16 protein-coding genes and 1 pseudogene are annotated in these 26,112 nt (G+C 59.6%); 14 read left to right on the forward strand and 3 right to left on the reverse strand.

Annotation, left to right across the window (positions count from 1 at the left end):
- The first annotated feature begins 240 nt into the window (after positions 1-240).
- The 6 genes from rpoB (at position 241) to tuf (ending at position 13,324) form a co-directional block, all read left to right on the forward strand.
- Entirely contained in the window at positions 241-3,759 is a 3,519-nt protein-coding gene (gene rpoB, locus CXQ93_RS09430) for a DNA-directed RNA polymerase subunit beta (protein WP_104110316.1), read from the forward strand.
- A gap of 101 nt (positions 3,760-3,860) precedes the next feature.
- Positions 3,861-7,763, forward strand: a complete 3,903-nt coding sequence (locus CXQ93_RS09435) for a DNA-directed RNA polymerase subunit beta' (RefSeq protein ID WP_104110171.1) — start codon at positions 3,861-3,863, stop codon at positions 7,761-7,763.
- Between the two features lie 1,179 nt (positions 7,764-8,942).
- Positions 8,943-9,317, forward strand: coding sequence for a 30S ribosomal protein S12 (gene rpsL, locus CXQ93_RS09440; RefSeq protein ID WP_038464715.1), 375 nt, complete (start codon positions 8,943-8,945; stop codon positions 9,315-9,317).
- A gap of 1 nt (position 9,318) precedes the next feature.
- Positions 9,319-9,789, forward strand: a complete 471-nt coding sequence (rpsG, locus tag CXQ93_RS09445; protein ID WP_038464713.1) for a 30S ribosomal protein S7 — start codon at positions 9,319-9,321, stop codon at positions 9,787-9,789.
- Positions 9,790-9,862: 73 nt separating this feature from the next.
- Entirely contained in the window at positions 9,863-11,977 is a 2,115-nt protein-coding gene (fusA, locus tag CXQ93_RS09450) for an elongation factor G (protein WP_104110172.1), read from the forward strand.
- Positions 11,978-12,133: 156 nt separating this feature from the next.
- Complete coding sequence (tuf, locus tag CXQ93_RS09455; RefSeq protein ID WP_062286627.1) at positions 12,134-13,324, forward strand: elongation factor Tu; 1,191 nt, start codon at positions 12,134-12,136, stop codon at positions 13,322-13,324.
- Positions 13,325-13,524: 200 nt separating this feature from the next.
- On the opposite strand, the gene CXQ93_RS09460 is transcribed toward tuf, so the two are convergent.
- Together CXQ93_RS09460 and CXQ93_RS09465 are read right to left on the reverse strand one after the other, a co-directional pair.
- Positions 13,525-13,968 (reverse strand): hypothetical protein, encoded by a 444-nt coding sequence (locus CXQ93_RS09460; RefSeq protein WP_104110173.1) that lies wholly within the window; start codon positions 13,966-13,968, stop codon positions 13,525-13,527.
- Positions 13,969-14,031: 63 nt separating this feature from the next.
- On the reverse strand, positions 14,032-15,666 hold the full coding sequence (locus CXQ93_RS09465) for a WXG100 family type VII secretion target (RefSeq protein ID WP_146073203.1): 1,635 nt from the start codon (positions 15,664-15,666) through the stop codon (positions 14,032-14,034).
- Between the two features lie 140 nt (positions 15,667-15,806).
- On the opposite strand from CXQ93_RS09465, the gene CXQ93_RS09470 reads away from it, so the two are divergent.
- The 3 genes from CXQ93_RS09470 (at position 15,807) to CXQ93_RS20645 (ending at position 21,252) form a co-directional block, all read left to right on the forward strand.
- Positions 15,807-16,358: a hypothetical protein gene (locus CXQ93_RS09470; RefSeq protein ID WP_104110175.1), complete on the forward strand. Its 552-nt coding sequence runs from the start codon at positions 15,807-15,809 to the stop codon at positions 16,356-16,358.
- Positions 16,359-16,361: 3 nt separating this feature from the next.
- The gene (locus CXQ93_RS09475; RefSeq protein ID WP_104110176.1) at positions 16,362-16,847 is read left to right on the forward strand and encodes an SRPBCC family protein; all 486 of its coding nucleotides are present in this window, start codon (positions 16,362-16,364) and stop codon (positions 16,845-16,847) included.
- Positions 16,848-16,929: 82 nt separating this feature from the next.
- On the forward strand, positions 16,930-21,252 hold the full coding sequence (locus CXQ93_RS20645) for a hypothetical protein (protein WP_181036102.1): 4,323 nt from the start codon (positions 16,930-16,932) through the stop codon (positions 21,250-21,252).
- Positions 21,253-21,396: 144 nt separating this feature from the next.
- Here the strand turns inward: CXQ93_RS20645 and CXQ93_RS09485 are convergent, their stop codons facing one another.
- On the reverse strand, positions 21,397-22,686 hold the full coding sequence (locus CXQ93_RS09485) for an MFS transporter (RefSeq protein ID WP_258068779.1): 1,290 nt from the start codon (positions 22,684-22,686) through the stop codon (positions 21,397-21,399).
- A 430-nt stretch (positions 22,687-23,116) separates the two neighbouring features.
- On the opposite strand from CXQ93_RS09485, the gene rpsJ reads away from it, so the two are divergent.
- From rpsJ to rplB, 5 genes and pseudogenes are all read left to right on the forward strand, one after another.
- Positions 23,117-23,425 (forward strand): 30S ribosomal protein S10, encoded by a 309-nt coding sequence (rpsJ, locus tag CXQ93_RS09490; protein WP_062286632.1) that lies wholly within the window; start codon positions 23,117-23,119, stop codon positions 23,423-23,425.
- Positions 23,426-23,442: 17 nt separating this feature from the next.
- Positions 23,443-24,093, forward strand: a complete 651-nt coding sequence (gene rplC, locus CXQ93_RS09495) for a 50S ribosomal protein L3 (RefSeq protein WP_104110177.1) — start codon at positions 23,443-23,445, stop codon at positions 24,091-24,093.
- A gap of 4 nt (positions 24,094-24,097) precedes the next feature.
- Positions 24,098-24,691, forward strand: a pseudogene (gene rplD / locus CXQ93_RS09500) (50S ribosomal protein L4); the annotation flags it as partial.
- Positions 24,692-24,930: 239 nt separating this feature from the next.
- Positions 24,931-25,236 carry a 50S ribosomal protein L23 gene (gene rplW / locus CXQ93_RS09505; protein WP_104110179.1) on the forward strand — a complete coding sequence of 102 codons (306 nt, stop codon included), beginning with the start codon at positions 24,931-24,933 and terminating at the stop codon, positions 25,234-25,236.
- 30 nt (positions 25,237-25,266) lie between these two features.
- Positions 25,267-26,106, forward strand: a complete 840-nt coding sequence (gene rplB, locus CXQ93_RS09510; RefSeq protein ID WP_104110180.1) for a 50S ribosomal protein L2 — start codon at positions 25,267-25,269, stop codon at positions 26,104-26,106.
- Positions 26,107-26,112: the final 6 nt, after the last annotated feature.

The raw sequence follows: 26,112 nt of genomic DNA on the forward strand, positions 1-26,112 counted from the left end.
CGCGAGCCCTTAAGGCAGTAGAGTAGATCTTTGCGTATCCCTCTTTACCTTCAGCCTTCATATAGCGGTGGGCTTTGTTTCGGTCAAGGGTCATGGAAACACGCGCCACAGGGCAGCATTGCTGCACTTTGAAGCGTCTTCCGCGGCTTTTTGGCCAGCGTTCCTCCGGGTTTGATGACCGGGAGAGAAACGGGTAAGGGTTCGTAAGAACAAGCCTGCAGGTCTGTGGAAGGATCCCTCTTGGTCGCCTCGAGCACCTCTAATGTAAATAACGCTGCAACCGCTATCGATTCAAACAGCACCGACGGTGCAAAGAGTCGCATCTCATTCGCTAAGATTCACGAGCCGCTTGACGTGCCGAATCTGCTTGCACTCCAGACCGAGAGCTTTGACTGGCTCGTAGGTAATGGACGCTGGCAGGACCGCATGCAGAGTGCTGTGGATACTGGCGATGACAGTGTGGCCGTCACCTCGGGTCTGTCCGACATTTTCGAAGAGATTTCCCCCATCGAGGACTTCCAGGGCACCATGTCCCTGTCCTTCACGGAGCCGGAATTCTCTGACCCCAAGTTCACCGTTGACGAGTGCAAGGATCGCGACGCTACATACGCCGCACCGCTGTACGTCAAGGCCGAGTTCATGAACAACTTGACCGGTGAAATCAAACAGCAGACTGTCTTCATGGGCGATTTCCCGCTCATGACCAACAAGGGCACGTTTGTCATCAACGGCACCGAGCGTGTTGTTGTTTCCCAGCTGGTTCGTTCCCCGGGTGCTTACTTCGAGCGCACAGCGGACAAGACCAGTGACAAGGAAATCTTCACCGCCAAGATCATCCCCTCACGTGGTGCATGGTTCGAGCTGGAGATTGACAAGCGCGATCAGGTTGGCGTTCGTCTTGACCGCAAGCGCAAGCAGTCAGTCACAGTACTGCTGAAGGCCCTGGGTTGGACCGAAGGCCAGATCCTGGAAGAGTTCGGCGAGTTCGACTCGATCCGCGCCACTTTGGAAAAGGATGCCACCACAGGCCGCGAGGATGCCCTGCTGGACATCTACCGCAAGCTCCGTCCGGGCGAGCCGCCCACAGTTGACGCTGCTGACGCACTGTTGCACAACCTGTACTTCAACCCGAAGCGTTACGATCTGGCCAAGGTTGGCCGTTACAAGATCAACCGCAAGCTGGGTATTGATCTGCCGTTGAGCGACGAGAAGGCTTCCGTGCTGAGCGTGGATGACATTGTCGCCATGATCAAGTACTTGGTTGCTTTGCACGCCGGCAACAAGACCACCAAGGGCCAGCGCGACGGCGCCGAGGTTGACCTCCGTGTTGACGTCGACGACATCGACCACTTTGGTAACCGTCGTATCCGCGCCGTTGGCGAGCTCATCGAGAACCAGGTCCGCACGGGCCTATCCCGTATGGAGCGCGTTGTTCGCGAGCGTATGACCACTCAGGACGTCGAGGCCATTACGCCGCAGACACTGATCAACATCCGTCCCGTTGTGGCAGCTATCAAGGAGTTCTTCGGAACTTCTCAGCTCTCACAGTTCATGGATCAGAACAACCCGCTGGCCGGTCTGACGCACAAGCGTCGTCTGTCCGCGCTGGGCCCGGGCGGTTTGTCCCGTGACCGTGCAGGCATGGAAGTTCGAGACGTTCACCCGTCGCACTACGGCCGTATGTGCCCCATTGAAACCCCTGAAGGCCCCAACATTGGTCTGATCGGTTCCTTGGCTTCCTACGGACGTATCAACCCGTTCGGTTTCATTGAGACCCCGTACCGTCGTGTCAAGAACGGCTTCGTCTCTGACGAGGTTGATTACCTGACAGCTGATGACGAGATGGATGTTGTCATCGCACAGGCCAACGCGCCTCTGGATGCCAATAGCCACTTCGAAGAAGAATCTGTTCTGGTTCGCCAGCGCGGTGGTGGCGGCGAGCCCGTTCTGATCCCGGCCAACGATGTCGAGTACATGGACGTTTCCCCGCGCCAGATGGTGTCCGTGGCAACTGCCTTGATTCCGTTCCTCGAGCATGATGATGCTAACCGCGCCCTCATGGGTGCGAACATGCAGCGTCAGGCTGTTCCGCTGGTCCAGTCCGAGGCCCCGTTTGTGGGTACCGGCATGGAGCGCGCAACTGCTGTTGACGCCGGAGACGTTGTCATCGCCAAGAAGGCCGGTGTGGTCTCTGAGGTATCCGCAGACGTCGTTGTCATGTTGAACGACGACGGCACGGAGATCAGCTACCCGATCGCCAAGTACCAGCGTTCCAACCAGGGAACGGCTTACAACCAGCGCGTTCTGGCCTCTGAGGGTCAGCGTCTGGAAGTTGGCGGCATCATCGCTGACGGTCCGGCAACGGACATGGGCGAGCTTGCCTTGGGTAAGAACCTCTTGGTTGCTTTCATGTCATGGGAAGGTCACAACTACGAGGATGCCATCATCCTTTCGCAGCGCATTGTTGCTGAAGATGTACTCTCCTCCATTCACATCGAAGAGCATGAGATCGATGCTCGCGACACCAAGCTTGGTGCTGAAGAAATTACTCGGGACATCCCGAACGTTTCTGAGGAAATCCTTGCTGGTCTCGACGAGCGAGGCATCATCCACATTGGTGCTGAAGTTGAAGCCGGCGACATCCTGGTTGGAAAGGTCACGCCCAAGGGCGAGACCGAGCTGACCCCGGAAGAGCGTTTGCTGCGCGCCATCTTCGGTGAGAAGAGCCGCGAAGTTCGCGACACTTCCCTGAAGGTTCCCCACGGTGAATCAGGAACCGTCATTGGTGTCCGCGTCTTTGACCGCGACTCCGAAGATGACCTGCCCCCCGGTGTGAACCAGCTGGTTCGCGTCTACGTTGCCAACAAGCGCAAGATCACCGATGGTGACAAGTTGGCTGGCCGTCACGGTAACAAGGGTGTTATTTCCAAGATCCTCCCGATCGAAGATATGCCCTTCTTGGCCGACGGTACCCCCGTTGATATCGTCCTGAACCCCTTGGGTGTTCCGGGTCGAATGAACGTTGGCCAGGTCCTGGAAATCCACCTCGGTTGGGTTGCCAAGACCGGTTGGAAGGTTGAAGGTGAGCCTGACTGGATCAAGAACCTGCCGAACCTGCCGCGTGAAATCGGTCAGACGAAGGTTGCTACTCCGGTATTCGATGGCGCCCGTGACTCTGAAATCACTGGTCTGCTCGATTCCACCACGCTGACTCGTGACGGCGAACGCCTGATCGATTCTTCCGGTAAGACGCGTCTGTTCGACGGCCGCTCCGGCGAGCCGTTCCCGGACCCGGTTTCCGTGGGCTACATGTACATCTTGAAGCTTCACCACTTGGTGGACGACAAGATCCACGCCCGCTCCACGGGCCCGTACTCCATGATCACTCAGCAGCCCTTGGGCGGTAAGGCGCAGTTCGGTGGACAGCGCTTTGGTGAGATGGAAGTTTGGGCACTGGAAGCATACGGCGCGGCGTACACGCTGCAGGAACTGCTGACGATCAAGTCCGATGATATTCATGGCCGCGTGAAGGTTTACGAGGCCATCGTCAAGGGCGAGAACATCCCGGAGCCGGGCATCCCGGAATCCTTCAAGGTTCTCATCAAGGAAATGCAGTCGCTGTGCCTGAACGTGGAAGTTCTTTCCACTGACGGAACAACGATTGAGATGCGTGACTCGGATGAAGAAGTCTTCCGGGCCGCGGAGGAGCTGGGCATCGACCTGTCACGGGCCGAGCCTAACTCTGTCGAAGAAGTTTAGTGAGTCGACGGCGGTGGCCAGCCCGCCGCCGTCGAACCTTCACTTCCTCCCGTACCCGCTTAGACATTCAGACTTAGAGAATTAGAGAGAACAGGACCCATATGTCCAGCGAATCCTCCTTCGGCCTCATGCAGATTGGCCTGGCCACCGCGCAAGATATCCGCGACTGGTCACACGGCGAAGTCAAGAAGCCGGAAACTATCAACTACCGCACGCTCAAGCCGGAAAAGGACGGGCTCTTCTGCGAGAAGATCTTCGGCCCTTCCCGTGACTGGGAGTGCTACTGCGGCAAGTACAAGCGCGTGCGCTTCAAGGGCATCATTTGCGAGCGTTGTGGCGTTGAAGTCACCCGCGCAAAGGTACGCCGTGAGCGCATGGGCCACATTGAGCTTGCCGCTCCCGTAACTCACATCTGGTACTTCAAGGGCGTTCCCTCGCGCTTGGGCTACCTCTTGGATCTGGCTCCGAAGGACCTTGAAAAGGTCATTTACTTCGCTGCCTACATGATCACCAGCGTCGACGATGCTGCCCGCCACGAAGAACTGCCGAACCTCCAGATCGAGCATGATCTGGAAAAGAAGCGCATGGTGGACACTCGTGACTCCGACATCGCCACGATCGCCCGCGACCTGGAAGGCGAGCTTGCTCGTCTTGAAGGCGAAGGCGCCAAGGCTGCCGATAAGAAGAAGGCTCGCGACTCCGCGGACCGTCAGATGGCTAACGTGCGTAAGCGCGCCGACGCCGACATCGACCGCCTCGAGCAGGTCTGGGACCGTTTCAAGGCTCTCAAGGTTGCCGACCTGGAAGGTGACGAAGCTCTTTACCGCGAACTGCGCGAGCGCTACGGCATGTTCTTCGAAGGTTCCATGGGTGCCGAAGCCATCAAGAGCCGTCTTGCGACGTTCGACATGGCTGGCGAAGCCGAGATCCTGCGCGACATCATTGCCAATGGCAAGGGCCAGCGCAAGACCCGTGCACTGAAGCGACTGAAGGTTGTCAACGCATTCCTGACCACCAACAACAGCCCGCTTGGCATGGTTCTGGACGCCGTCCCGGTGATCCCGCCGGAACTGCGCCCCATGGTTCAGCTCGACGGTGGCCGTTTCGCCACCTCGGACTTGAACGATCTGTACCGTCGCGTGATCAACCGCAACAACCGTCTCAAGCGCCTGCTTGATTTGGGTGCTCCGGAGATCATCGTCAACAACGAAAAGCGCATGCTGCAGGAAGCTGTTGACTCGCTCTTCGATAACGGTCGTCGTGGCCGCCCCGTCACCGGTCCGGGTAACCGTCCGTTGAAGTCCCTGAGCGACATGCTCAAGGGTAAGCAGGGTCGTTTCCGTCAGAACCTCTTGGGTAAGCGCGTTGACTACTCTGGCCGTTCGGTTATTGTTGTTGGCCCGCAGCTGAAGCTGCACCAGTGTGGTCTGCCTAAGCAGATGGCTCTGGAGCTCTTCAAGCCGTTCGTGATGAAGCGCTTGGTTGATCTCAACCATGCTCAGAACATCAAGAGCGCCAAGCGCATGGTTGAGCGTTTCCGTCCCCAGGTTTGGGATGTTCTCGAAGAGATCATCACCGAGCACCCGGTACTGCTGAACCGTGCACCAACCCTGCACCGTTTGGGTATCCAGGCGTTCGAGCCTCAGCTTGTTGAAGGTAAGGCAATCCAGCTTCACCCGCTGGTTTGTGGTGCTTTCAACGCTGACTTCGACGGTGACCAGATGGCAGTTCACTTGCCGTTGAGCCCCGAAGCTCAGGCTGAAGCTCGCATCTTGATGTTGTCCTCGAACAACATTTTGAAGCCTTCTGATGGCCGTCCCGTGACCTTGCCGTCACAGGATATGATCATCGGTCTGTACCACTTGACCACCAAGCGCGAAGGTTCTGTTGGCGAAGGCCGCAGCTTCTCCACCGCTGCCGAGGCCATCATGGCCCACGACGCCGGTGAGCTGCACTTGAACTCGCAGGTGAAGATCCGTTTGGATAACTTCATTCCGGGCGTCGAGCGCAAGGGTCCGGAAGGCTTCGTTGCTGGCGATTCAGCCATTATCGATACCTCACTGGGTCAGGTCATCTTCAACGAGACTCTGCCTGCGGATTACCCGTGGATCGAAGCAGTTGCCGACAAGGGCCAGCTCTCCGAGATCGTCAACGACCTCGCCGAGCGGTACCCCAAGGTAGTTGTGGCAGCAACACTGGATAACCTGAAGGATTCCGGTTTCTACTGGGCCACCCGTTCAGGTGTCACAGTTGCTATCTCGGACATTAAGGTGCCCGAAGCCAAGCCCGCCATCTTGGAAGGCTACGAGATCAAGGCCGCCAAGGTTCAGGCTCAGTACGACAAGGGTCTGATTGCTGACGAGGAGCGCCGCCAGGAGCTCATCGACATTTGGAACCAGGCAACCAACGAGATCGCTGATGTTATGCGCGCATCCTTCGCCGCATCCAACACGATTAACCGTATGGTTTCCTCCGGTGCTCGTGGTAACTGGATGCAGGTTCGCCAGATTGCCGGTATCCGTGGCTTGGTGGCTAACCCTAAGGGTGAAATTATTCCTCGCCCGATCAAGTCCTCTTACCGTGAGGGCCTGTCGGTTTTGGAGTACTTCATTGCTACTCACGGTGCCCGTAAGGGTCTGGCTGATACCGCTCTGCGTACGGCAAACTCCGGTTACCTGACGCGTCGACTGGTTGACGTTTCACAGGATGTCATCGTTCGCGAAGACGACTGTGGCACCGAGCGCGGTTTGACTCTGCCCATCGCTGTCGTTGATAGCAATGGCGAGTTCGTCCTGCACGAGGAAGTCGAGAACAGCGTTTACGCTCGTACCTTGGCCTCCGAGGTAGTGGACTCCTCAGGCACTGTCTTGGCTGAAGCCGGAGCCGATGTCGGAGATGTTCTCATCGCACAGCTGTTCGCAGCTGGTGTTGAAGAGATCAAGGTCCGCTCGGTTCTGACCTGTGAGTCAACTGTTGGAACCTGTGCTCTTTGCTACGGCCGTTCACTGGCCACCGGCAAGACCGTGGACATTGGTGAGGCCGTCGGTATTATTGCCGCACAGTCCATTGGTGAGCCCGGTACCCAGCTGACCATGCGTACCTTCCACACCGGTGGTGCTGTTTCTGCCAGCCGTGGCGAGGACATCACCCAGGGTCTGCCCCGTATTCAGGAGCTCTTCGAAGCACGTACCCCCAAGGGTGTTGCTCCGATCGCAGAAGCTGCCGGCCGCATCAACATTGATGAGTCCGAGAAGACCATGCGTTTGATCCTGACACCGGACGACGGCACCGAAGAGATCGCTTACCCGGTTCTTCGCCGTGCACGTCTGACGGTTGCTGACGGTGAGCATGTTGAAGTTGGCCAGAAGCTCATTGTGGGTGCGGTTGACCCCAAGCAGGTTCTGCGTATCCTCGGCCCGCGTGCCGCTCAGAAGCACCTCGTTGAGGAAGTTCAGGGCGTTTACCGCAGCCAGGGTGTGGGTATCCACGACAAGCACGTCGAGGTTATCGTCCGCCAGATGCTTCGCCGCGTCACGGTCATTGAGTCCGGCGATTCCAAGTTGCTGCCCGGCGAGCTCGCCGAGCGCGGTCGCTTCGAGACGGAAAACCGTCGCGTTGTGTCCGAAGGCAAGAAGCCGGCATCAGGTCGTAACGAACTGATGGGTATCACCAAGGCTTCCTTGGCTACCGAATCATGGCTCTCCGCCGCATCCTTCCAGGAGACCACCCGCGTTCTGACGCAGGCGGCCATGGAAGGTAAGTCGGACCCGCTGTTGGGTCTGAAGGAGAACGTGATCATCGGTAAGTTGATCCCTGCCGGCACCGGCCTTCCGCGCTACACCAACGTCACGGTGGAGCCCACGGAAGAAGCCAAGGCCAACCTGTTCACCGGTCCGAGCGCATTCAGCGACTTTGACTACGTGGGCGGCGTAGGAGATCTGGGCAACGAGTTCCGTGCCATCCCCTTGGATGACTACGATCTCGGTACCAACTTCTCCGGCTGACATTAGCTGACTAAGAGAGTTGTCGAGGGTCCCGAACCGAGCTTGCGAGGTTAGGGAGGCAACGAACGTTCGACGGCGGTGAGCCACCTGTAAAGGGTGGGTCACCGCCGTCGAACTTTAAGCGACGCTCGCTCAGATAATGGGGTGATGTGGCAAACGCTCCTGCACAACTACACAGCTACAGGGAATAGTCGCCGGACTTCCACTTCTCCCACTCCCAGGTGGAAAGAAACTTTTCCGCACTGGCATGACCCTTGGCGTGCATGTCCCGTTTGTCTCGGGCTGTGAGCTTGAAATCTGTTGAGTGGCAGGCGGAGCATCAGTCCTCGTGAAACATCAGAGACAATCACCATTAGCTTGTACCTCTGGGACGGTGGTAGTTCACTGTCTGGATCGTCCTCCTGTAGATCAGCCCATGTGCGCACGCCATGTTCGGCGAGGGTATCTGCGAGCCAGTCAGGCAGGAAGCCACCAGCGTAGAGCCCTTTATGGAGGAACAGACTTGCCGTTGCTCCCACTCCGGGGATATGTGAAAAGAACCCCACCTCGTCTTCGAAGCGCAAAAAATCCAGCTGCTCCATGACAGTTTTCACCTGTGCAACACCCATGCCTGCGGCAAGGGGACCGGCAACTATTGCCGTGCCGACGTGCCGGCAATTCGATGAAAAGTGTAAGGATCACTGTGGGCGGCCAAAGCGGCTACCGCGCCGACCAAACTGGAGCCTTTTGCGTCGCCACCTTCAAGAACCAAATCTGGATCACTCATGACGCACCTGCTCAATTGCCAAGCCGACCCGCAAGTGAGGCGCCGTCGGCTCGAAAACGCGGCCGACGGCGTCGTTGGGTATCTCTGAGCGTGCACCTGCTTGCTTAGCCTGTCAAGTACGTGCCTAGAGGCGGATTCGTGCCAGAGGGGTAACCCATGGTAATGTAATTAGTAATTGTTAGTGTGGCAGTGGATAAGAGTGTCAACTTCCTTACGTTTAGGCGTAAGAAGTGGATGCGGGTCCGGGTTGTACGGTTCTTGTACAGCGAATGCCACATTTTTGCATGCCTAGGCGCTGTGAAGTCGCCAAGTCTGCGACTACCAGTAAAAGGCTTTCCCCGGCGGCTGTTTAATGTGAGCGTCGGGGCCAGCAACACGAGAATCCACTCGAGAAAACAACGGAGAACACGAAAGTGCCTACGATTAACCAGCTGGTCCGAAAGGGCCGGACACCCAAGGTCACAAAGACCAAGGCTCCCGCATTGAAGGGTAGCCCCATGCGTCGCGGCGTTTGCACGCGCGTTTACACGACCACTCCGAAGAAGCCGAACTCGGCTCTGCGTAAGGTTGCACGTGTGCGCCTCAACGGCGGCGTGGAAGTAACTGCTTACATCCCCGGTGTAGGCCACAACCTCCAGGAGCACTCCATCGTGCTCGTTCGTGGAGGCCGTGTTAAGGACCTTCCCGGTGTTCGTTACAAGATCGTCCGTGGCGCATTGGATACCCAGGGCGTTAAGAACCGCAAGCAGGCTCGTAGCCGCTACGGTGCAAAGATGGAGAAGAAGTAATATGCCTCGCAAGGGTCCGGCCCCCAAGCGGCCGCTAGTTGTAGATCCCGTATACGGTTCCCCCTTGGTCACTCAGTTGATCAACAAGGTCCTCGTTGACGGTAAGAAGTCCACCGCAGAGCGCATCGTTTACGGTGCACTCGAAGGTGTACGCGAAAAGACCGGTGCTGATCCCGTTGTTGCCTTGAAGAAGGCCATGGAGAACATCAAGCCGAGCCTTGAAGTTAAGTCCCGCCGTGTTGGTGGCGCTACCTACCAGGTTCCCGTTGAAGTCAAGCCGGGTCGTCAGACCGCACTTGCTCTTCGCTGGTTGGTTGGTTACTCAAAGGCTCGCCGCGAGAAGACCATGACCGAGCGTTTGCGCAACGAAGTATTGGATGCCTCCAATGGTCTTGGTGCCGCTGTTAAGCGTCGCGAAGATACCCACAAGATGGCAGAGTCCAACAAGGCCTTCGCCCATTACCGCTGGTAACTAGAGCAAATAGCTTGCCGGCGGCTCAACCCGCCGGCAAGCTTTCCGCTCATCTCTAGACAAGGGAGAAACCGTGGCACAGGACGTGCTTACAGACCTTCTGAAGGTCCGCAACATCGGCATCATGGCCCACATTGATGCTGGCAAGACCACTACCACTGAGCGCATCCTGTTCTACACGGGTGTGAACCACAAGATCGGCGAAACGCACGACGGTGCTTCGACGACTGACTGGATGGAACAGGAAAAGGAACGCGGCATCACCATCACGAGCGCCGCCGTGACCTGCTTCTGGAACAACAACCAGATCAACATCATTGACACTCCCGGCCACGTTGACTTCACGGTGGAAGTTGAGCGCTCCTTGCGAGTTCTCGATGGCGCCGTTGCTGTCTTCGATGGCAAGGAAGGCGTTGAGCCGCAGTCCGAGACCGTTTGGCGTCAGGCTGACAAGTACAACGTTCCGCGTATCTGCTTTGTCAACAAGATGGACAAGCTCGGTGCTGACTTCTACTTCACCGTAGACACCATCATCAACCGCTTGGGTGCCAAGCCGTTGGTAATGCAGCTGCCGATCGGCGTCGAGAGTGAATTCACCGGTGTTGTTGACCTGATGACGATGAAGGCATTCGTCTGGGCCGGCGACTCCAAGGGTGACGTCACCATGGGTGCTGCTTACGAAATCCAGGAGATCCCCGCGGATCTTCAGGAAAAGGCTGAAGAGTACCGCGCAGCCCTCGTTGAGGCCGTTGCAGAGTCCTCCGAAGAGCTCATGGAGAAGTACCTCGAGGGCGTAGAGCCTTCCATCGAGGAACTCAAGGCTGGCATCCGCAAGATGACCGTCAACTCTGAGATCTACCCGGTCTTCTGTGGTTCTGCTTTCAAGAACCGTGGCGTTCAGCCGATGCTCGATGCTGTCATCGATTACCTGCCGAACCCGATCGACGTTGGCGCAATGATCGGTCACGATCCTCGCGACGAGTCCATCGAGATCAAGCGCGAACCGAGCGAAACGGAGCCGTTCTCGGCTCTGGCGTTCAAGATCGCTACGCACCCGTTCTTCGGTCAGTTGAACTTCATCCGCGTGTACTCCGGCAAGGTAACTTCCGGTACACAGCTGCTGAACTCGACAAAGCAGAAGAAGGAACGTATTGGCAAGCTCTTCCAGATGCACGCCAATAAGGAAATGCCCGTAGATGAGATCCACGCAGGTCACATCTACGCTGTGATTGGCCTCAAGGACACCACCACCGGTGATACCTTGTGCGATCCGGCTAACCCGATCGTTCTTGAGTCGATGACCTTCCCCGCTCCCGTGATCTTCGTTGCCATTGAGCCGAAGACCAAGGGTGACCAGGAGAAGCTCTCCACGGCTATCCAGAAGCTCTCCGCTGAGGACCCGACGTTCACCGTCAACCTCAACGAAGACACCGGCCAGACCGAAATTGGCGGCATGGGCGAGCTCCACTTGGACATCCTTGTGGACCGCATGCGTCGCGAATTCAACGTTGAAGCCAACGTTGGCAAGCCGCAGGTTGCGTACCGCGAAACCATCAAGCGCGCCGTTGCTAAGCACGACTACACGCACAAGAAGCAGACCGGTGGTTCAGGTCAGTTCGCTAAGATCCAGATCGCCATTGAGCCCCTGGATACTTCTGAAGGCGAAATGTACGAGTTCAGCAACAAGGTCACCGGTGGCCGTGTTCCTCGCGAATACATCCCCAGCGTTGACCAGGGCATCCAGTCCGCACTGCCTGATGGCGTGCTGGCCGGTTACCCCATGGTTGGCATCAAGGCCACACTGCTTGACGGTGCGTCTCACGATGTTGACTCCTCCGAAATGGCCTTCAAGATCGCCGGGCGTATGGCGTTCAAGGAAGCTGCTCGGATGGCCAACCCCATTCTGCTTGAGCCGTTGATGGAAGTTGAAGTCCGCACCCCTGAGGAATACATGGGTGAAGTAATCGGTGACATCAACTCTCGTCGTGGCCAGATGCAGTCCATGGAGGACGCAAGCGGTGTCAAGGTCATCAAGGCTCTTGTTCCCTTGTCCGGCATGTTCGGTTACATCGGTGACCTGCGGTCCAAGACCCAGGGTCGTGCCGTGTACTCGATGAAGTTCGATAGCTACTCTGAGGTTCCGAAGGCTGTTGCCGACGAGATCATCCAGAAGGCCCGCGGCGAGTAGTCGCTCTTTTGACTGGGTCGCATCTGGCATTAGGCTGGATGCGACCCAATCTGAAGCAATTTCTTAAATATCAAAAGCCCCCAGTAGACTTATTTTGATTTCAGTGACGAACAGCGTCTCTGAGAGTAAGTTTTCTAAATGTTCTAGGAGGAACCTGTGGCAAAGGCAAAGTTCGAGCGGACCAAGCCGCACGTTAACATCGGCACCATCGGTCACGTTGACCATGGTAAGACCACGTTGACTGCTGCCATTTCCAAGGTACTGTACGACAAGTACCCGGATCTCAACGAGCAGCGTGATTTCAGCTCCATCGACTCGGCGCCGGAAGAGCGCCAGCGTGGTATCACGATCAACATCTCTCACGTTGAGTACCAGACCGAGAAGCGCCACTACGCACACGTAGACGCCCCCGGTCACGCTGACTACATCAAGAACATGATCACCGGTGCTGCTCAGATGGACGGCGCTATCTTGGTAGTTGCTGCAACTGACGGCCCGATGGCTCAGACTCGCGAGCACGTTCTGTTGGCCCGCCAGGTTGGCGTTCCCTACCTGCTGGTCGCACTGAACAAGTCCGACATGGTTGATGACGAAGAACTCCTCGACTTGGTCGAAATGGAAGTTCGCGAACTGCTCTCCTCACAGGGCTTCGACGGCGACGAGGCACCTGTTGTCCGCGTTTCCGGCCTGAAGGCTCTGGAAGGCGACCCCGTATGGGTCAAGTCCGTTGAGGACCTGATGGAAGCCGTTGACAACAACGTTCCTGACCCGATCCGCGACAAGGACAAGCCGTTCTTGATGCCGGTTGAAGATGTCTTCACCATCACCGGTCGTGGCACCGTCGTTACGGGCCGCGCCGAGCGTGGCACCTTGGGCATCAACTCTGAGGTTGAGATTGTTGGTATCCGCCCGGTCCAGAAGACCACGGTTACCGGTATCGAAATGTTCCACAAGCAGCTCGACGAGGCTTGGGCCGGCGAGAACTGTGGTCTGCTGCTCCGCGGTATCAAGCGCGAAGACGTAGAGCGTGGCCAGGTTATCGTGAAGCCGGGTTCCATTACCCCGCACACCGATTTCGAAGCCAACGTCTACATCTTGGCCAAGGATGAGGGCGGTCGTCACAACCCGTTCTACTCCAACTACCGCCCGCAGTTCTACTTCCGCACCACGGATGTTACCGGCGTCATCACCTTGCCTGAGGGCACGGAAATGGTTATGCCTGGCGACAACACCGAAATGACTGTCGCGCTGATCCAGCCGATCGCCATGGAAGAGGGCCTCGGCTTCGCTATCCGCGAAGGCGGCCGCACCGTTGGTTCAGGTCGTGTCACCAAGATCATCAAGTAATTTCTAATTACTTAGATCTATAAGGAAGGGCCCCAGCTTCGGCTGGGGCCCTTCTCTTGTTTAAGACTTGAATGCACGCTTGACATGCCACTTGGGTGGGTTTCGCGAGGTACTGCGGAGCTGATGGAAATGTGCGACGGCGGATGCGCCCCTTCTGCGCGGATCGCCGCCAGAGTGGTGCCCGGCCCGGGCACCGCCCGTTAGTGAGTGGGTACTATGCCGTCCACGATGCCCTGCACCAGTGTTGCGTCCAATGGCTGTCCGGCGTTGATCGACAGCAGCGTGGCACCGGCAAAGGTGCCCTCGGCCAGGACACCGATGAGCGTGGCGCGGCGGGGGACGCCGTCGGCGTCCTTGAAGGAGACTGCATAAGCGTAGGCTTCCTTGCCGGGACTGTTGATGCTGCCCTGCATTTCTTCCACGGCGCCGTAGTTCTGCACATAGTGCGCGGCCATGCCCTGAGTCCAGGCGATGACGCCGGCCAGAGTGGCGGCGGTGGCGTCATCGCGGATCAGCGAGACCACATCGCCGTTGGCCAGGCTGAACTGGCGGCTATTGGGCCCGGCGCTGGACTCGGGGACTGGCTCCGAGCCCTCGGGCAGGGTGAGGGTCAGTCCTAGGTCGGTTTGAAATTGATGGCTCAAAGTGGGGCCTCTCGACTGCGTGTAGCGACTTGGTCTGGCGGGGATGATGCTGGGGTTACGGCGCTACTTGGCGGGGCCGTAGTGCGATTCTCCGCGGATGGGCTGGTAGCTCTCATCGTAAGCTGACTTGTGGGCGGTTCCGGCGTTGACGGTGGTCTCGGACGAAGCACCAACCTTCAGTGATGCGGCACCGCTGTCAAAGTCAACCAAGTTGTTTTCCGTGGAGACAACTGAATTTGCCTGCACGGTGACGGCGGAGGCGTGGTAGATCTTCTCCAGGTCGGTTGCGGCGCCTTGGTCATTGCCGCTGGCGGTGTTGCCTAGGTAGCTCTGGATGAGTCCCTGGTTTTCTGGCGTGTTCTGCAGTTCCAGACTCACGGTGCCTTGCACACCGGCGGCGGCTTCGGCGCTAGGGCCTTCCTTGACAGGGGTCTCGCCGAGGAATTCTGCCAGCGGATCCTGGGCATTGGGATTAGCCTGGACCTCCGCGGAGCCTTCCAAGGTGCCCTTGAGGTCAATCGTCATCTTCTGGATATCGCCGTCCTTGTCCATGGACAGTGTCACGCCCGCTTCACCGTCGCCGCCGAACTTCATGCCTTCGCCAAGATCCAGCTCCGCGCTAACCGAAGCTTTCACGCTGGCGCTTGCGGTCCCGTCGTCCAGGTTCCGCTCATAGGCGAGGTCCAGTTTGGCCGAGGCGGAGGCGCCGTCGGTGATTTCGCCCGTGACGCCGATGGATAAGGTTCCCTTGGCGTTCAGGTACTCCTTGGTGGAACCGTGTTGGTTGGCTGCGGTGTCCAGTGTCCCTTCGATGTATTCGCCAGGGTTCTTGACGGCCTCGGAGGCGCGTCCGAAGCTGTCCGGCGGCAGGTCGTTGAGCATTTGCTCTCGGGCAGCCAAGGCTTCCTCGAGGCTGTTGAAGGTGTAGGTCTTGGATAGCTCGCCGGACAGGGTCGCGTTAGCTCCTGCCGCTGTGCCGGGGGTGTTGACGCCTCCGCCGACATCTCCTGCGAGGGTCAGCTTCACCGATCCGTCAGCGTTTTGCGTAATCTGACTGGAGAGGTGGGCGCCGCCATGCACCCAGGCGATCTGACCGTCCACACCGATCTTGTCGGTGTGGGAGTACATGGGAATGGACGATTTTGCCGTCTCCACGAGGTGTTCGCGGATGGCGCGCTGGTCTTCCAGAGGGAGCTTGTCCTCTAGGGCAGCCAGATAATAGGCATTGGGGATGCCATTTTCGTCCTGGCCGTCCAGCAATTCCTTCTGCTGTTCGTCGCTGAGACCATTCCACCAGTCCCGCACGTCCTGCTCGCTGCGGTTGCCAAGGTTTTCCAACTCGTCCTGAAGTGTGCTGGGGGACTTGTCCCCGCTATTTCCGCCACCAGCGTTTCCGCTGCCGTTTCCGCCGCTGCCGCTCAGGCTGCTTTCACTGGAGGCGGTTTCCTGCTCTCTGGCCTGGGCCTTCAATTTATCCGCGGTGTCGGTGAACATCTCGCTGGCCGATTTTATCTGTGGCCGCAGGCGAGCCGTCCAGTCCTGGCGGAACCGCTGGGCATCGGGTCCGGTCCAGCGCGCACGCATGATGGTGGGGTGGAGCTGGCTGGAGGTAGATTCCAGAGCGGATGAGTATTTGTTGAAGAGCTTGGCCAGTGCCCGGAGTTCTTCCGGGTCGGCGCCGAGCATTTGTTCGTTCATGTCAGTCCGTTCGGGCGGGGGTGGCCTGCGGGTGGGTGCGGGGCTACACGTTCTTATGACCAGCGTAGAAGATGTGGGCAAAATTTCCGATGGGCAGTAATGCCCATGGTGCGGCAGCGGCGGCGCTATAGGCTGGAATCATGGCAATCAGCAAGCAACAAGTTCCTGCGCGGACACTCCGAACCGCATCCATCATCATCTTGGCGTTTGCTGCAGCCTTACTGCTGTTTGGCTTGAACATGTTTCAGTTGGGGAGCAATCCGGGGAATACTGCTCGGGACCTGCAGGAGTCAGGGCTGCCTGGAACTGTCACCGATGCCCGGGTCAATGTGGGCCTTAACGACAGTGGGATACATCAATCCTTCAGGGTGGAATTGACGTTTACGGGCAGCGACGGGACGGAACACACGCTCACTACCAACCACTTTCCCGACTATCCAGGCCCCGGCATCTCCACTCGAGGCTGGTTGGTGGACTTCCCCACGAAGGGTGAGATCGTGGGCCAACCCGTGCGCTACCGCCTGGGTGAGAGTCCCGCCGTCGAGCTAGAGAGCGAAATTCCGGCACTGACCGCCACGGGCTGGAGCTTCCCCAACTATCTGGGCCTGGGACTCATGGTCCTCGGCGTTGGTGCGGGCGTTGGCGGAACCGTGAGCCTAGTGCGCGCCATACGCCGAATTCAGGAGGGCTGATCCGTGCCTCAGGTCGTTGCCGAACGGACTGTGCGGCTGGATGCTGCCACAGCCTTCGAACTCTCCCAGACCACTGGCAACTTCCGGCTGAAGTGGGACCCGTTCATCCACTCGCAGCATTTTGAGGGCGGTGCCACTCAGGCGGCCAAGGGTGTGCGGACCCGGACGCGGTCGAGGATGGGGCTGCTCATGGTTAGCGAGTACGTCTCGTATGTCCCGGGCCGGAACGTCGGCATGAAGATGGTTACCGGGCCGTGGTTTTTTGAGCAGTTTGGCGGTGGCTGGCGTTTTTCCGAGCACGACGGCGGAACTCGCCTAGTCTGGAAGTACACCTTCTCCTGCCGGCCGGGATGGCTGAGGTGGCTGGCTCACCCCGTTGGCGAATGGTTGCTGGGGCGGGAGATTGAGCGTCGTATTTCAGCGTTTGCCACGGCCTGCGGAGACGAGGCCCTAATTGCTGAAATGCTGTCGATTTCAGACGCCGGATAGTTATATCCATTTGGTGGTCTAAGTGGTGGTTTTGTCCACCTGCTGGCCTAGGATGGGAGCCTACAGTCACTAGGGGAGTCGCATGAACCAGGATCGGGTACCTGAAATTCCGGCCCAGCCGCCCTCACCGTCTGCCGTTCAGCAGGCCTATCGCAGCGGCTACCTGGACGGGCACCTTGCCGGTTGGCGCGACGCCCTTGCAGCCCAGGCCGCCCAGACTGCTTCCGGCGTCCAGATCACACAGGCGGCACCGGCACAACCTCTTGTGACTTCTCCTGTTGCTGCACCGCCCGTTAATGGGCCGCCGGTTCCCCAACTGCAGCTTCCCCCGCCTCATGCACTGCAACAGCCACTGCAACAGCCCGTGCAAGGGCCAACGCAGAGCCAGACCTTCCCCGCCCGGCCCGCAATGGCCGGCCCCCCGCCAAATATCATGCCGGCGCCCGTGCTCCGCCAAGCCAGCCCCATGGCACCGCCGATCATGGCGCAGCGTCCGCCACATGTTCCCCTTGACCCGGCCGCCTTGGCCGCCCGGAAGAGCCGGCGGGAAACCCAGAACATCAACATCACCTTGTACGTTGCCAGCCTGCTGATGGTGGCCGCCGCTGCCTTGTTCGTTGGCAGCAGCCAGCCGGTGCCCGTGCGGCTTGTTGGGGTCTGGCTGGCCACGGCGCTTTTCTATGGCGCTGGCCTGATGCTCCACAGCAAGGTTGCCAGGCTCAAGCCTGCGGCTGTTGCCTTCACCGGCACCGCGCTGGCCATCATTCCTTTCGCAGGTCTGGCCACGTACAACCTGGGCTTCCCCGACGCCCCGGTTGTGTGGCTCGTGACGTCGCTGATTGGCACCGTGGCTTATGTGGTTGCGGCCGTGCGCTTGCAAAGCCGGCTGGTTGTTTACCTGTCCCTCGCCTTCCTACTGTCCACTGCGTGGTCTTCCGTGGCGGTCCTTGGCGCGGCGCTGGCCTGGTACTTCGCCGCATTGGTTGTCTTCTCGGCACTACTGTCCCTGGCCGGACACCTGCTGGGCAAAAGCGGCGACGAATCCAACTTGTATGCCAAGCCGTTGTCCGATCTGGGTCCTTGGTTTGCGCCCGTGGGCATTGCCGGTTCGCTCGTCTTCTCGCTCGCCTTGAACGCGGCCGACCACACCCTCGTTTTACTCGCGGGTACCATCTACTACGCCGTGATGGTTTCCCTCTGTGCCCCTGCAATGCGCAGGTGGAACTACCTCGGCCTCAGGGCATCCGTGACTCTTGCTGCTCCCTTTATAGGCTGGCTGATCCAGTCCGAACTGGCGTGGTCGGCCGGGGCATTCACGCTTGGACTGGCCCTGCAAGCTATTGCCGTGGCCTACCGCCGGGACCAGCTGACCCTCTTCTTCCGCGAAGGCCGTTGGGCTGACCGCGACGTGTTCACCAGCGTCCCGCTGGTGGCCGCAGGTGCTGTGGCGTGGACCGTTGGTCTGGCCCTTCCCTTCGGCGTGGAATCGGGCAACTCATCCTTTGTTGCTCTGGGCCTTGCGGTTGCACTGATCACCGCAACCGCTGTGGTGCCCGCGTTCCTGCCCAAAGGGGAGTGGCTGCCACTGCCAGCCGTGGCGCTCACTCTGCTATGCGCACCGTTCCTGACCGCATCGGATTGGATGGTCCTGACGGCGATTGGCGCTATCTACTCGGCCGCCAGGCACCTGTTCGCGCGAAACACCACTTTAGGGCATGCCATGCTGATTGTGGCCCGGGTGCTGGTGAGCGCCTTTGTGGCAGCGGCGCTGGCACAGTTCATCCCCGCCCAACCGGGCAAGGTCCACTTGATCCTCGCCGTCATGGCCGGAGTCTCGGCGTTGCAGTTGCTGACCGATGCCATGCTGGCCAGATTCGGTGCGGCAAACCCGGCCACCAGCTATTCGGCCGCGGCTTGGGCAGTGGTGGGAACCGGACTGGTGGTGCTGCTCTCGGTTTCCTACGCAGGCCAGTCAAGACTTTCCTTCCTTGGCGCCGCCGCACTGCCCCAGCTGCGGGCGGAGTTCCTGGTTTCGGCTCTTGCCATGGGGCTTGCAGCGGCCGTACTCTCCCTGACCAAGCTGCCCCGCGCTGGAGGGTTCTCCCGCGCGGAGGTGGTGGCGCCGTCGTACCTTGTCATTGCCGCGCTGTGCACCGGACCAGTCTTTGACGCCGGTGGGGCCAGCATCGTCTGGGCTGCCGGGCTGGCCTACCTACTGCTCGCGGGCAGCCTACTGCGCCAGCAGAAAGAAACGCTGCACCGCTGGGCCTACTGGCGGGCGGCACGGGCAGTTTCCCTACTGCTGGCCATTGCGCTTTTCCAGCTGTGGCGGGAGTTCGATCCGGCGACAACCCTTGCTGGCACCCCCGTGGGTCTTGGCACAATCATGCTGGTGGCCTTGCTGCCCCAGCTGGTGATCCTCACGGTGGTGGCAGGGCATGGCCGGCGCATCTGGGGGCTGCAGGTCGACGTCGGGCTGACGCTGGCCGCCGTTGTTCTCATGGCGACACCGGGAATCCTCGCTTCTGAACTTGGGCTCTGGACGGCGCGGACTGCCGTTGTATTGGCTGCAGCGGCGGTGTCTGCCCTTGCTGCGTGCGGCACTCTGCGCAGCGCCGCCATGTCCACGGTGCTGTGGGCCGGACCGGTGGCACTGGCGCTGCTCTCGCTACTCTCGCTGGGTGACCGCCCGCAGGCTGCCGTAGTCGTTGGAATGCTGACGCTCACATCTGGGTTCCTGGCGGCCCGGGCCGGCACCGAAGGTCTACGAGGAGGGCATTTCCTGCTCGCCAGGGCGGCCGTATTCGGACTGGCTTGGATTGTTGTCAGGGAGATGACGGACAACCTCGAGGTAGTTTCACTGGTACTCACTGGAGTGCTCCTGCTGCAACTGGGGCTGGCGTACCTTGCCGGCGTGCCAGGGCGGTTCAATGCGGCGGTGGGTCAGGAGCAGTTCCTGCGGATCGGCCTGTGGCTGCTGCTTGGCGCACAGGTGCTGGTGCCGTTTTCCTATGTGGTCCTGTCCCTCGGATTCCAGCCCTCGGGAACAGCCCTTCGCTGGGTGGTTGCGGTGGAGCTGGTGGTCCTGGCCGCTTCGGCACTGGCAGCCCAAGTGTGGTTGAAGCAGCGCGGCGCCTCCTACCTGGCCATTGTTGCCGCCATGGGCGGCGCGGCCGTGATCGCGCCTGTCATGTGGCCCGGCGCCACGGCGCTGATACTCCTTGGACTCTGCGTCGCGGCTATCGTGTGGCGCTGCGCCAGCGAGCCCGCCGCACCCGAGATGCGCTGGTACTGGTTGGTAGCCACGGGCAGTTTCCTGGTCACTGCCACCATTGTGGATAGCGCCGCCGCGACAGGCATTTTTGCTGCGATGTGGCTGGTGGCTGGCCTGGCGCTCTTGCTGGGTACCCATGTCATGAAGCTCCCGTGGCTGACGTTGCCCGGCTCCCTCATGGTGCTATTGTCCGCTGTCCTTTTCGGCATCCAGGTGGACGATCTCGTGGACAACACCGGATACGCTTCCTTAGCGGCATTCGTGGTGGTTGTGGGCACGCTATACATTGTGCGCATGGTCCTGCTGTCCCTGGTCCGGGAACCGCAGGTGCAGCGAGGCGCTCTGGTTGCCGTGGCACTCGGCGGCGGAGCCCTCTTCGCTTTGTGGGCCGTGGGATACGACTCCACAGCACTGCTGGGCGCCGCTGCCTTCACAGGCGTTGCGGTGCTCGGCTGCGTGGAGGTTCCGCCCGCGCGCCGCCGTTTGGCCATGGACATTGCGGTGCTGGCCTGCGCCGTGACCTGGTTCTGGGCCTGCAGCGTGTATGTGGACCTGGGCTTCTTCTGGTTCGTGCAGTGGACAGCCCTGGCGCTGGCCGCGCTAGCCGTGATCCGTTATCAGGCCAAACAGGCAGCCGCTGGCAAGGGAATGCTCATGGCGGCAGCTGTTGCGGCAAGCCTGGGCGGGTTCCTGACCATCTTCAGCGGCGATGCCCTGCAGCAGCTTGTTTCGCTGCTGGTGTTCGTGGCGTTGCTGGCTGTTGGCTTGGGCCTGGACGAACGCGTTTTCACCATTTGGGGTGCCGTAGGAGTTGCCACAGCCGTCATCTGGTACCTGCGCGGCTTCACCTACATCTTGCTCGCACTGCTGGCGTTGGGCCTGATCGCCTTCGCCATTTGGCGGTTGAATCGCAAGAAGCCGCAGGGGAGCAACCCCATGCCCACGGATCCGGGCAGCCAACCGCCCCTGCCCCCGTACCTGATGGCCCGTCCAGAGATGGGGCAACAGACTCCAACCCCGCCGCAGTACGCGCCACAGCAGCCGGAGCAGCAGTACACCCCACAGCAGCCAGCTCCACAGCAGCCCGGGCAGCAACCAAGGCAGCCAGAGCAGCCTCCGTCCCAGTACTGAAGGGCCCAGCTCTGATCGGGAAGTAGCCCTGATCGAGAAGGCGACAGGGGATACCGACGGCGGAACATCCCTCCCAACCGGCCGCCGCCCAGCCTAGCGGCACCCGGGTGGGGGAGCAGCGGGTGCCGGGACCCGCCGTCGTATTTACCGGACACCCTTGACACGGCTGACAGCCCAGGCTCCGGCCAGCGCGGTGACACCGGAGACCACAAACAACAGTGTGAAGCCGCCAACCGCACTGACCAGCAGGGCACCCAGCATAGGGGCGAAGGCCTGCGGAACCGTCAGGGCGATGTTCATGATCCCCAAGTCCTTCCCGCGCGAGAGTTGATCCGGCAGCACTTGCGTGGCCAGCGCCTGGTCCACAGAGAGGAAGCAGCCATAGCCCAGACCCAGAAGGGCGGCGGCGAAGGTTGCCGCGCCCATGGTGGGTACAAAAGCAAGAATCAGAGCCGCAGCAGCTTGGAGAATCGAGGAACCAAAGACAAAAGCCCGGCGCCTGCCCCATTTGTCGGAGAGCCGGCCCAGCCACAGCGAGGCAATGATCACGAAGACCATGTACACGAGTGTCAGTACTATCAGCGAGCTTTCGGCGTCGTCCACCTTGAGCCCGTACATCAAGAAATAGAGCAGCAGACTGGTGCCAAAGGCGTTGCCCAAGTTAACCAAGACGCGGCTCAGAAGCGTCCAGCCAAAATCCGGATGCTTGCGCGGGCTGATCCACAGGCCCTCCAGCAACGTTCGCCACGTCAGCGGCGCAACGATCCCCTGGGGCAGCACGGCGTCAGGAATAAGGAGCAAGAAGGGTAGGCCCAGAGCAACCAGGAGTCCGGCCATCAGGGCATATCCGCCAAAAGTGCCCAACCCCAGCGCCATCACCAAAACCAGGCCGGCAATGATGCCAATGGCTTGCGGGGCCGAAATCCAACCCGACACATAGCCGCGCTGATTCACCGGCACCTGATCGGAGATGGCAGCCGTCAACGCTGCCGTCAGGACGCAGAAAAACGTACTCGCAGCCACCCAGCAAATCCCGATGCCCAGCAGCGATGTCTGCAGACCCAAGAGCAGCAAGGACGCGGCGAATCCCGACGTGCCCAAGGCGATCCATGGACGACGGCGGCCGAAGCGGGACGTGGTGCGGTCCGACAACGCTCCGGTGAGAGGGTAGGCGAGCAGGGCGAAGGCTCCGGCGATGCCCGAGATCAGGCCAAACCCTAGAACGTTCTCTACCCAGTCCGTTGCCTGCAGATACTTCTCCACCTGCAAAGGAAGCAGCAACTGGACAGGCGTCAACTGGGCAATCCAGACACCAAACCAGCTCAGCGCAAAGAACAGGATCCACCGTCCGCCAACTCTCCGGGTGGGGACAGCCGCAAAGGACTCCTGGGTTGGGGGAGCGGGGATACTCGCATCTCCGGTGACATTGCTCACGCTTGAAGCATCTCACGCGCGTCAAGAGCGCTAAATGACGCTGGCGTCGGGGCCTTGCTCGTGCATACGAGGCCAGCGCCTACCTTGGCCCGATTGGTAATAATCGGGCGAATCCGGCATACTTATTGAGTTGCCCAAGTGCTTTTTCGTGTCCCGGTCGAGATAATGCTCGTCGCAGGGTCCAAGTTAAAGACCAGGTGCAACAAGTCCCTTGCATAACTAGTGCGGGTACGTGCGCGAATTATTCGCGACACGCCCGACCGCGGGGGGCGGAGCTGCGATGGATTGAGGAACCCGGATTTATCCGGATTCAGTTCATCGGGAGCGTGGCTGTGAGTGCCACACATTGAACAGGAAAAGTAAACAGCGTTTACGTCAACAGCATCGCTACTACAGGTTGCTTCGTTACAGGAAAGAGAGTCACGACGCCATGGCGGGACAAAAAATCCGCATCCGGCTGAAGTCATATGACCATGAGGTTATTGATGTTTCAGCCCGGAAGATCGTTGAGACGGTCACGCGCGCAGGCGCAACGGTAGTAGGCCCCGTGCCGCTGCCCACCGAGAAGAACATTTTTTGCGTAATTCGTTCTCCTCACAAGTACAAGGACAGCCGCGAGCACTTTGAAATGCGCACGCACAAGCGTCTGATCGACATCATTGATCCCACGCCCAAGGCAGTTGATTCGCTTATGCGTCTCGACCTGCCGGCCGACGTGAACATCGAAATCAAACTGTAGGGAGGTGCTGAGAAACTATGACCGCGACCCGAAACACTAAGGGCATCCTGGGCACGAAGCTCGGCATGACCCAGGTCTGGGACGAGAACAACTTGCTTGTTCCTGTAACTGTCGTCCAGGCCGACTCCAACGTCATCACCCAGCTGCGTAACGCAGAGGTTGATGGCTATGTAGCGATCCAGATCGGCTACGGCCAGATCGATCCCCGCAAGGTCACCAAGCCTTTGGCTGGTCACTTTGAAAAGGCAGGCGTTACGCCTCGCCGCCACGTTGTCGAGCTGCGCACCGCAGACGCCGACACCTACACCCTCGGCCAGGAGCTCTCCGTTGAGATCTTCGAAGCCGGCCAGAAGGTCGACGTCGTCGGTACTTCAAAGGGTAAGGGTTTCGCCGGTGTTATGAAGCGTCACGGCTTCAAGGGTGCTCCGGCATCACACGGTGCTCACAAGAACCACCGTAAGCCCGGTTCCATCGGTGGCGCGTCCACCCCTGGCCGCGTTTTCAAGGGTATGCGCATGGCAGGCCGTATGGGTGCCGAGCGCGTAACCACCATGAACCTTACGGTTCACGGTGTTAACGCCGAGAAGTCGCTGCTGCTGATCAAGGGTGCCGTCCCCGGCGTCCGCGGCTCGGTCGTACTCGTACGCACCGCCGTGAAGGGAGCATAAGTAAATGACTACTGTCAAAGTAGATCTGCCCGCAGAGATCTTCGACGTACAGACCAACGTGCCCTTGCTGCACCAGGTTGTCGTAGCTCAGCTCGCTGCTGCGCGCCAGGGTACACACAAGACCAAGACCCGCGCCGAAGTTTCTGGTGCAGGCCGTAAGCCGCATGCACAGAAGGGTACCGGCCGCGCCCGTCAGGGTTCAATCCGTGCTCCTCACATGACCGGTGGTGGCGTTGTCCACGGTCCGACCCCTCGCGATTACAGCCAGCGTACGCCCAAGAAGATGAAGGCTGCTGCTCTCCGCGGTGCCCTGTCTGACCGCGCACGCAACGGCCGTATCCACGTAGTTGCTGAATTGGTTTCCGGCACCACGCCGTCCACCAAGGCTGCAAAGGCTGTTTTGGCCGCTGTTTCAACTCGCAGGAACCTGCTGGTTGTCATCGAGCGCGCCAACGACGCCACTGCGCTGAGCGTACGTAACATCACCAACCTGCACGTTCTGTATGTTGACCAGCTCAACACCTACGACGTACTCGTTTCTGATGACATCGTCTTCACTCAGGCTGCATACGACGTTTTCGTTTCCGGCCGCGCCGCTTCTGAAGCTTTCGCTTCGAGCATGCTGTTGGTTGAAGACCTGGTTTCCGAAGATTCCAACGATGACGCCGAAGGCACCATCAAGGGCAACAAGGACTCCATGAAGTACCACGTGCCTGGTTCACGCTGGTATGACGCCACTGAGGCCGAAGTTTGGTTCACCACGGTTGAGGACGCCAAGGCCGCTGGCTTTGTCCCGGCCGGCGGCGAAGCTGCCCAGACCATTAAGGAGGACGGCAAGTGAGCGCCGTTACCATCAAGGATCCGCGCGACGTAGTGCTTGCACCTGTCGTTTCGGAAAAGAGCTACGGCTTGATCGACGAAGGTAAGTACACCTTCTTGGTCGACCCCCGCTCAAACAAGACCGAGATCAAGCTGGCCGTGGAGAAAATCTTCTCCGTCAAGGTCGACTCGATCAACACCATCAATCGTGCTGGTAAGCGTAAGCGCACCAAGTTCGGATGGGGACAGCGCAAGGGCACCAAGCGCGCCATTGTCTCCCTCCGCGAGGGCACGATCGACATCTTCGGCGGTCCGCTTTCATAAGCGGAGACCACTTTAACGAGGAAATATACTATGGGAATCCGTAAATACAAGCCGACAACCCCGGGCCGTCGTGGCTCGAGCGTTGCCGACTTCACTGAAATCACGCGGTCGACGCCGGAGAAGTCTCTGGTTCGTCCTCTGCCCAAAAAGGGTGGCCGTAACAACACCGGTCGCATCACGACTCGTCACAAGGGTGGTGGCCACAAGCGCCAGTACCGCTTGATCGACTTCCGTCGTCACGACAAGGATGGCGTAAACGCACGCGTTGCTGAGATCGAATACGATCCCAACCGCACCGCACGCATCGCCCTCCTGCACTACGTTGATGGAACCAAGCGTTACATCGTCGCTCCGAACAAGCTCAAGCAGGGCGACTTCGTAGAGGCCGGTCCGGCAGCTGATATCAAGCCTGGCAACAACCTTCCGTTGCGCAACATCCCCGTGGGTACTGTTATCCACGCTGTGGAGCTGCGTCCCGGTGGCGGTGCCAAGATGGCTCGTTCAGCTGGTGCCTCGGTTCAGCTCGTCGCCAAGGAAGGCAAGTTCGCCCAGCTGCGTCTGCCCTCCGGCGAAATCCGCAACGTTGATGCGCGCTGCCGCGCGACCATCGGCGAAGTTGGTAACGCTGAGCAGTCCAACATCAACTGGGGTAAGGCTGGCCGTATGCGCTGGAAGGGCGTACGCCCGACCGTCCGCGGTGTTGTCATGAACCCGGTCGATCACCCTCATGGTGGTGGTGAAGGTAAGACTTCTGGTGGACGTCACCCGGTTAACCCGAACGGTAAGCGCGAAGGCCGTACCCGCCGTCCCAACAAAGAGAGCGACAAGCTGATTGTTCGTCGCCGCCGTACTGGCAAGAACAAGCGATAGGAGCCT

Source organism: Arthrobacter sp. N199823, assembly GCF_002929705.1.
Classification (GTDB): Bacteria; Actinomycetota; Actinomycetes; order Actinomycetales; family Micrococcaceae; genus Specibacter.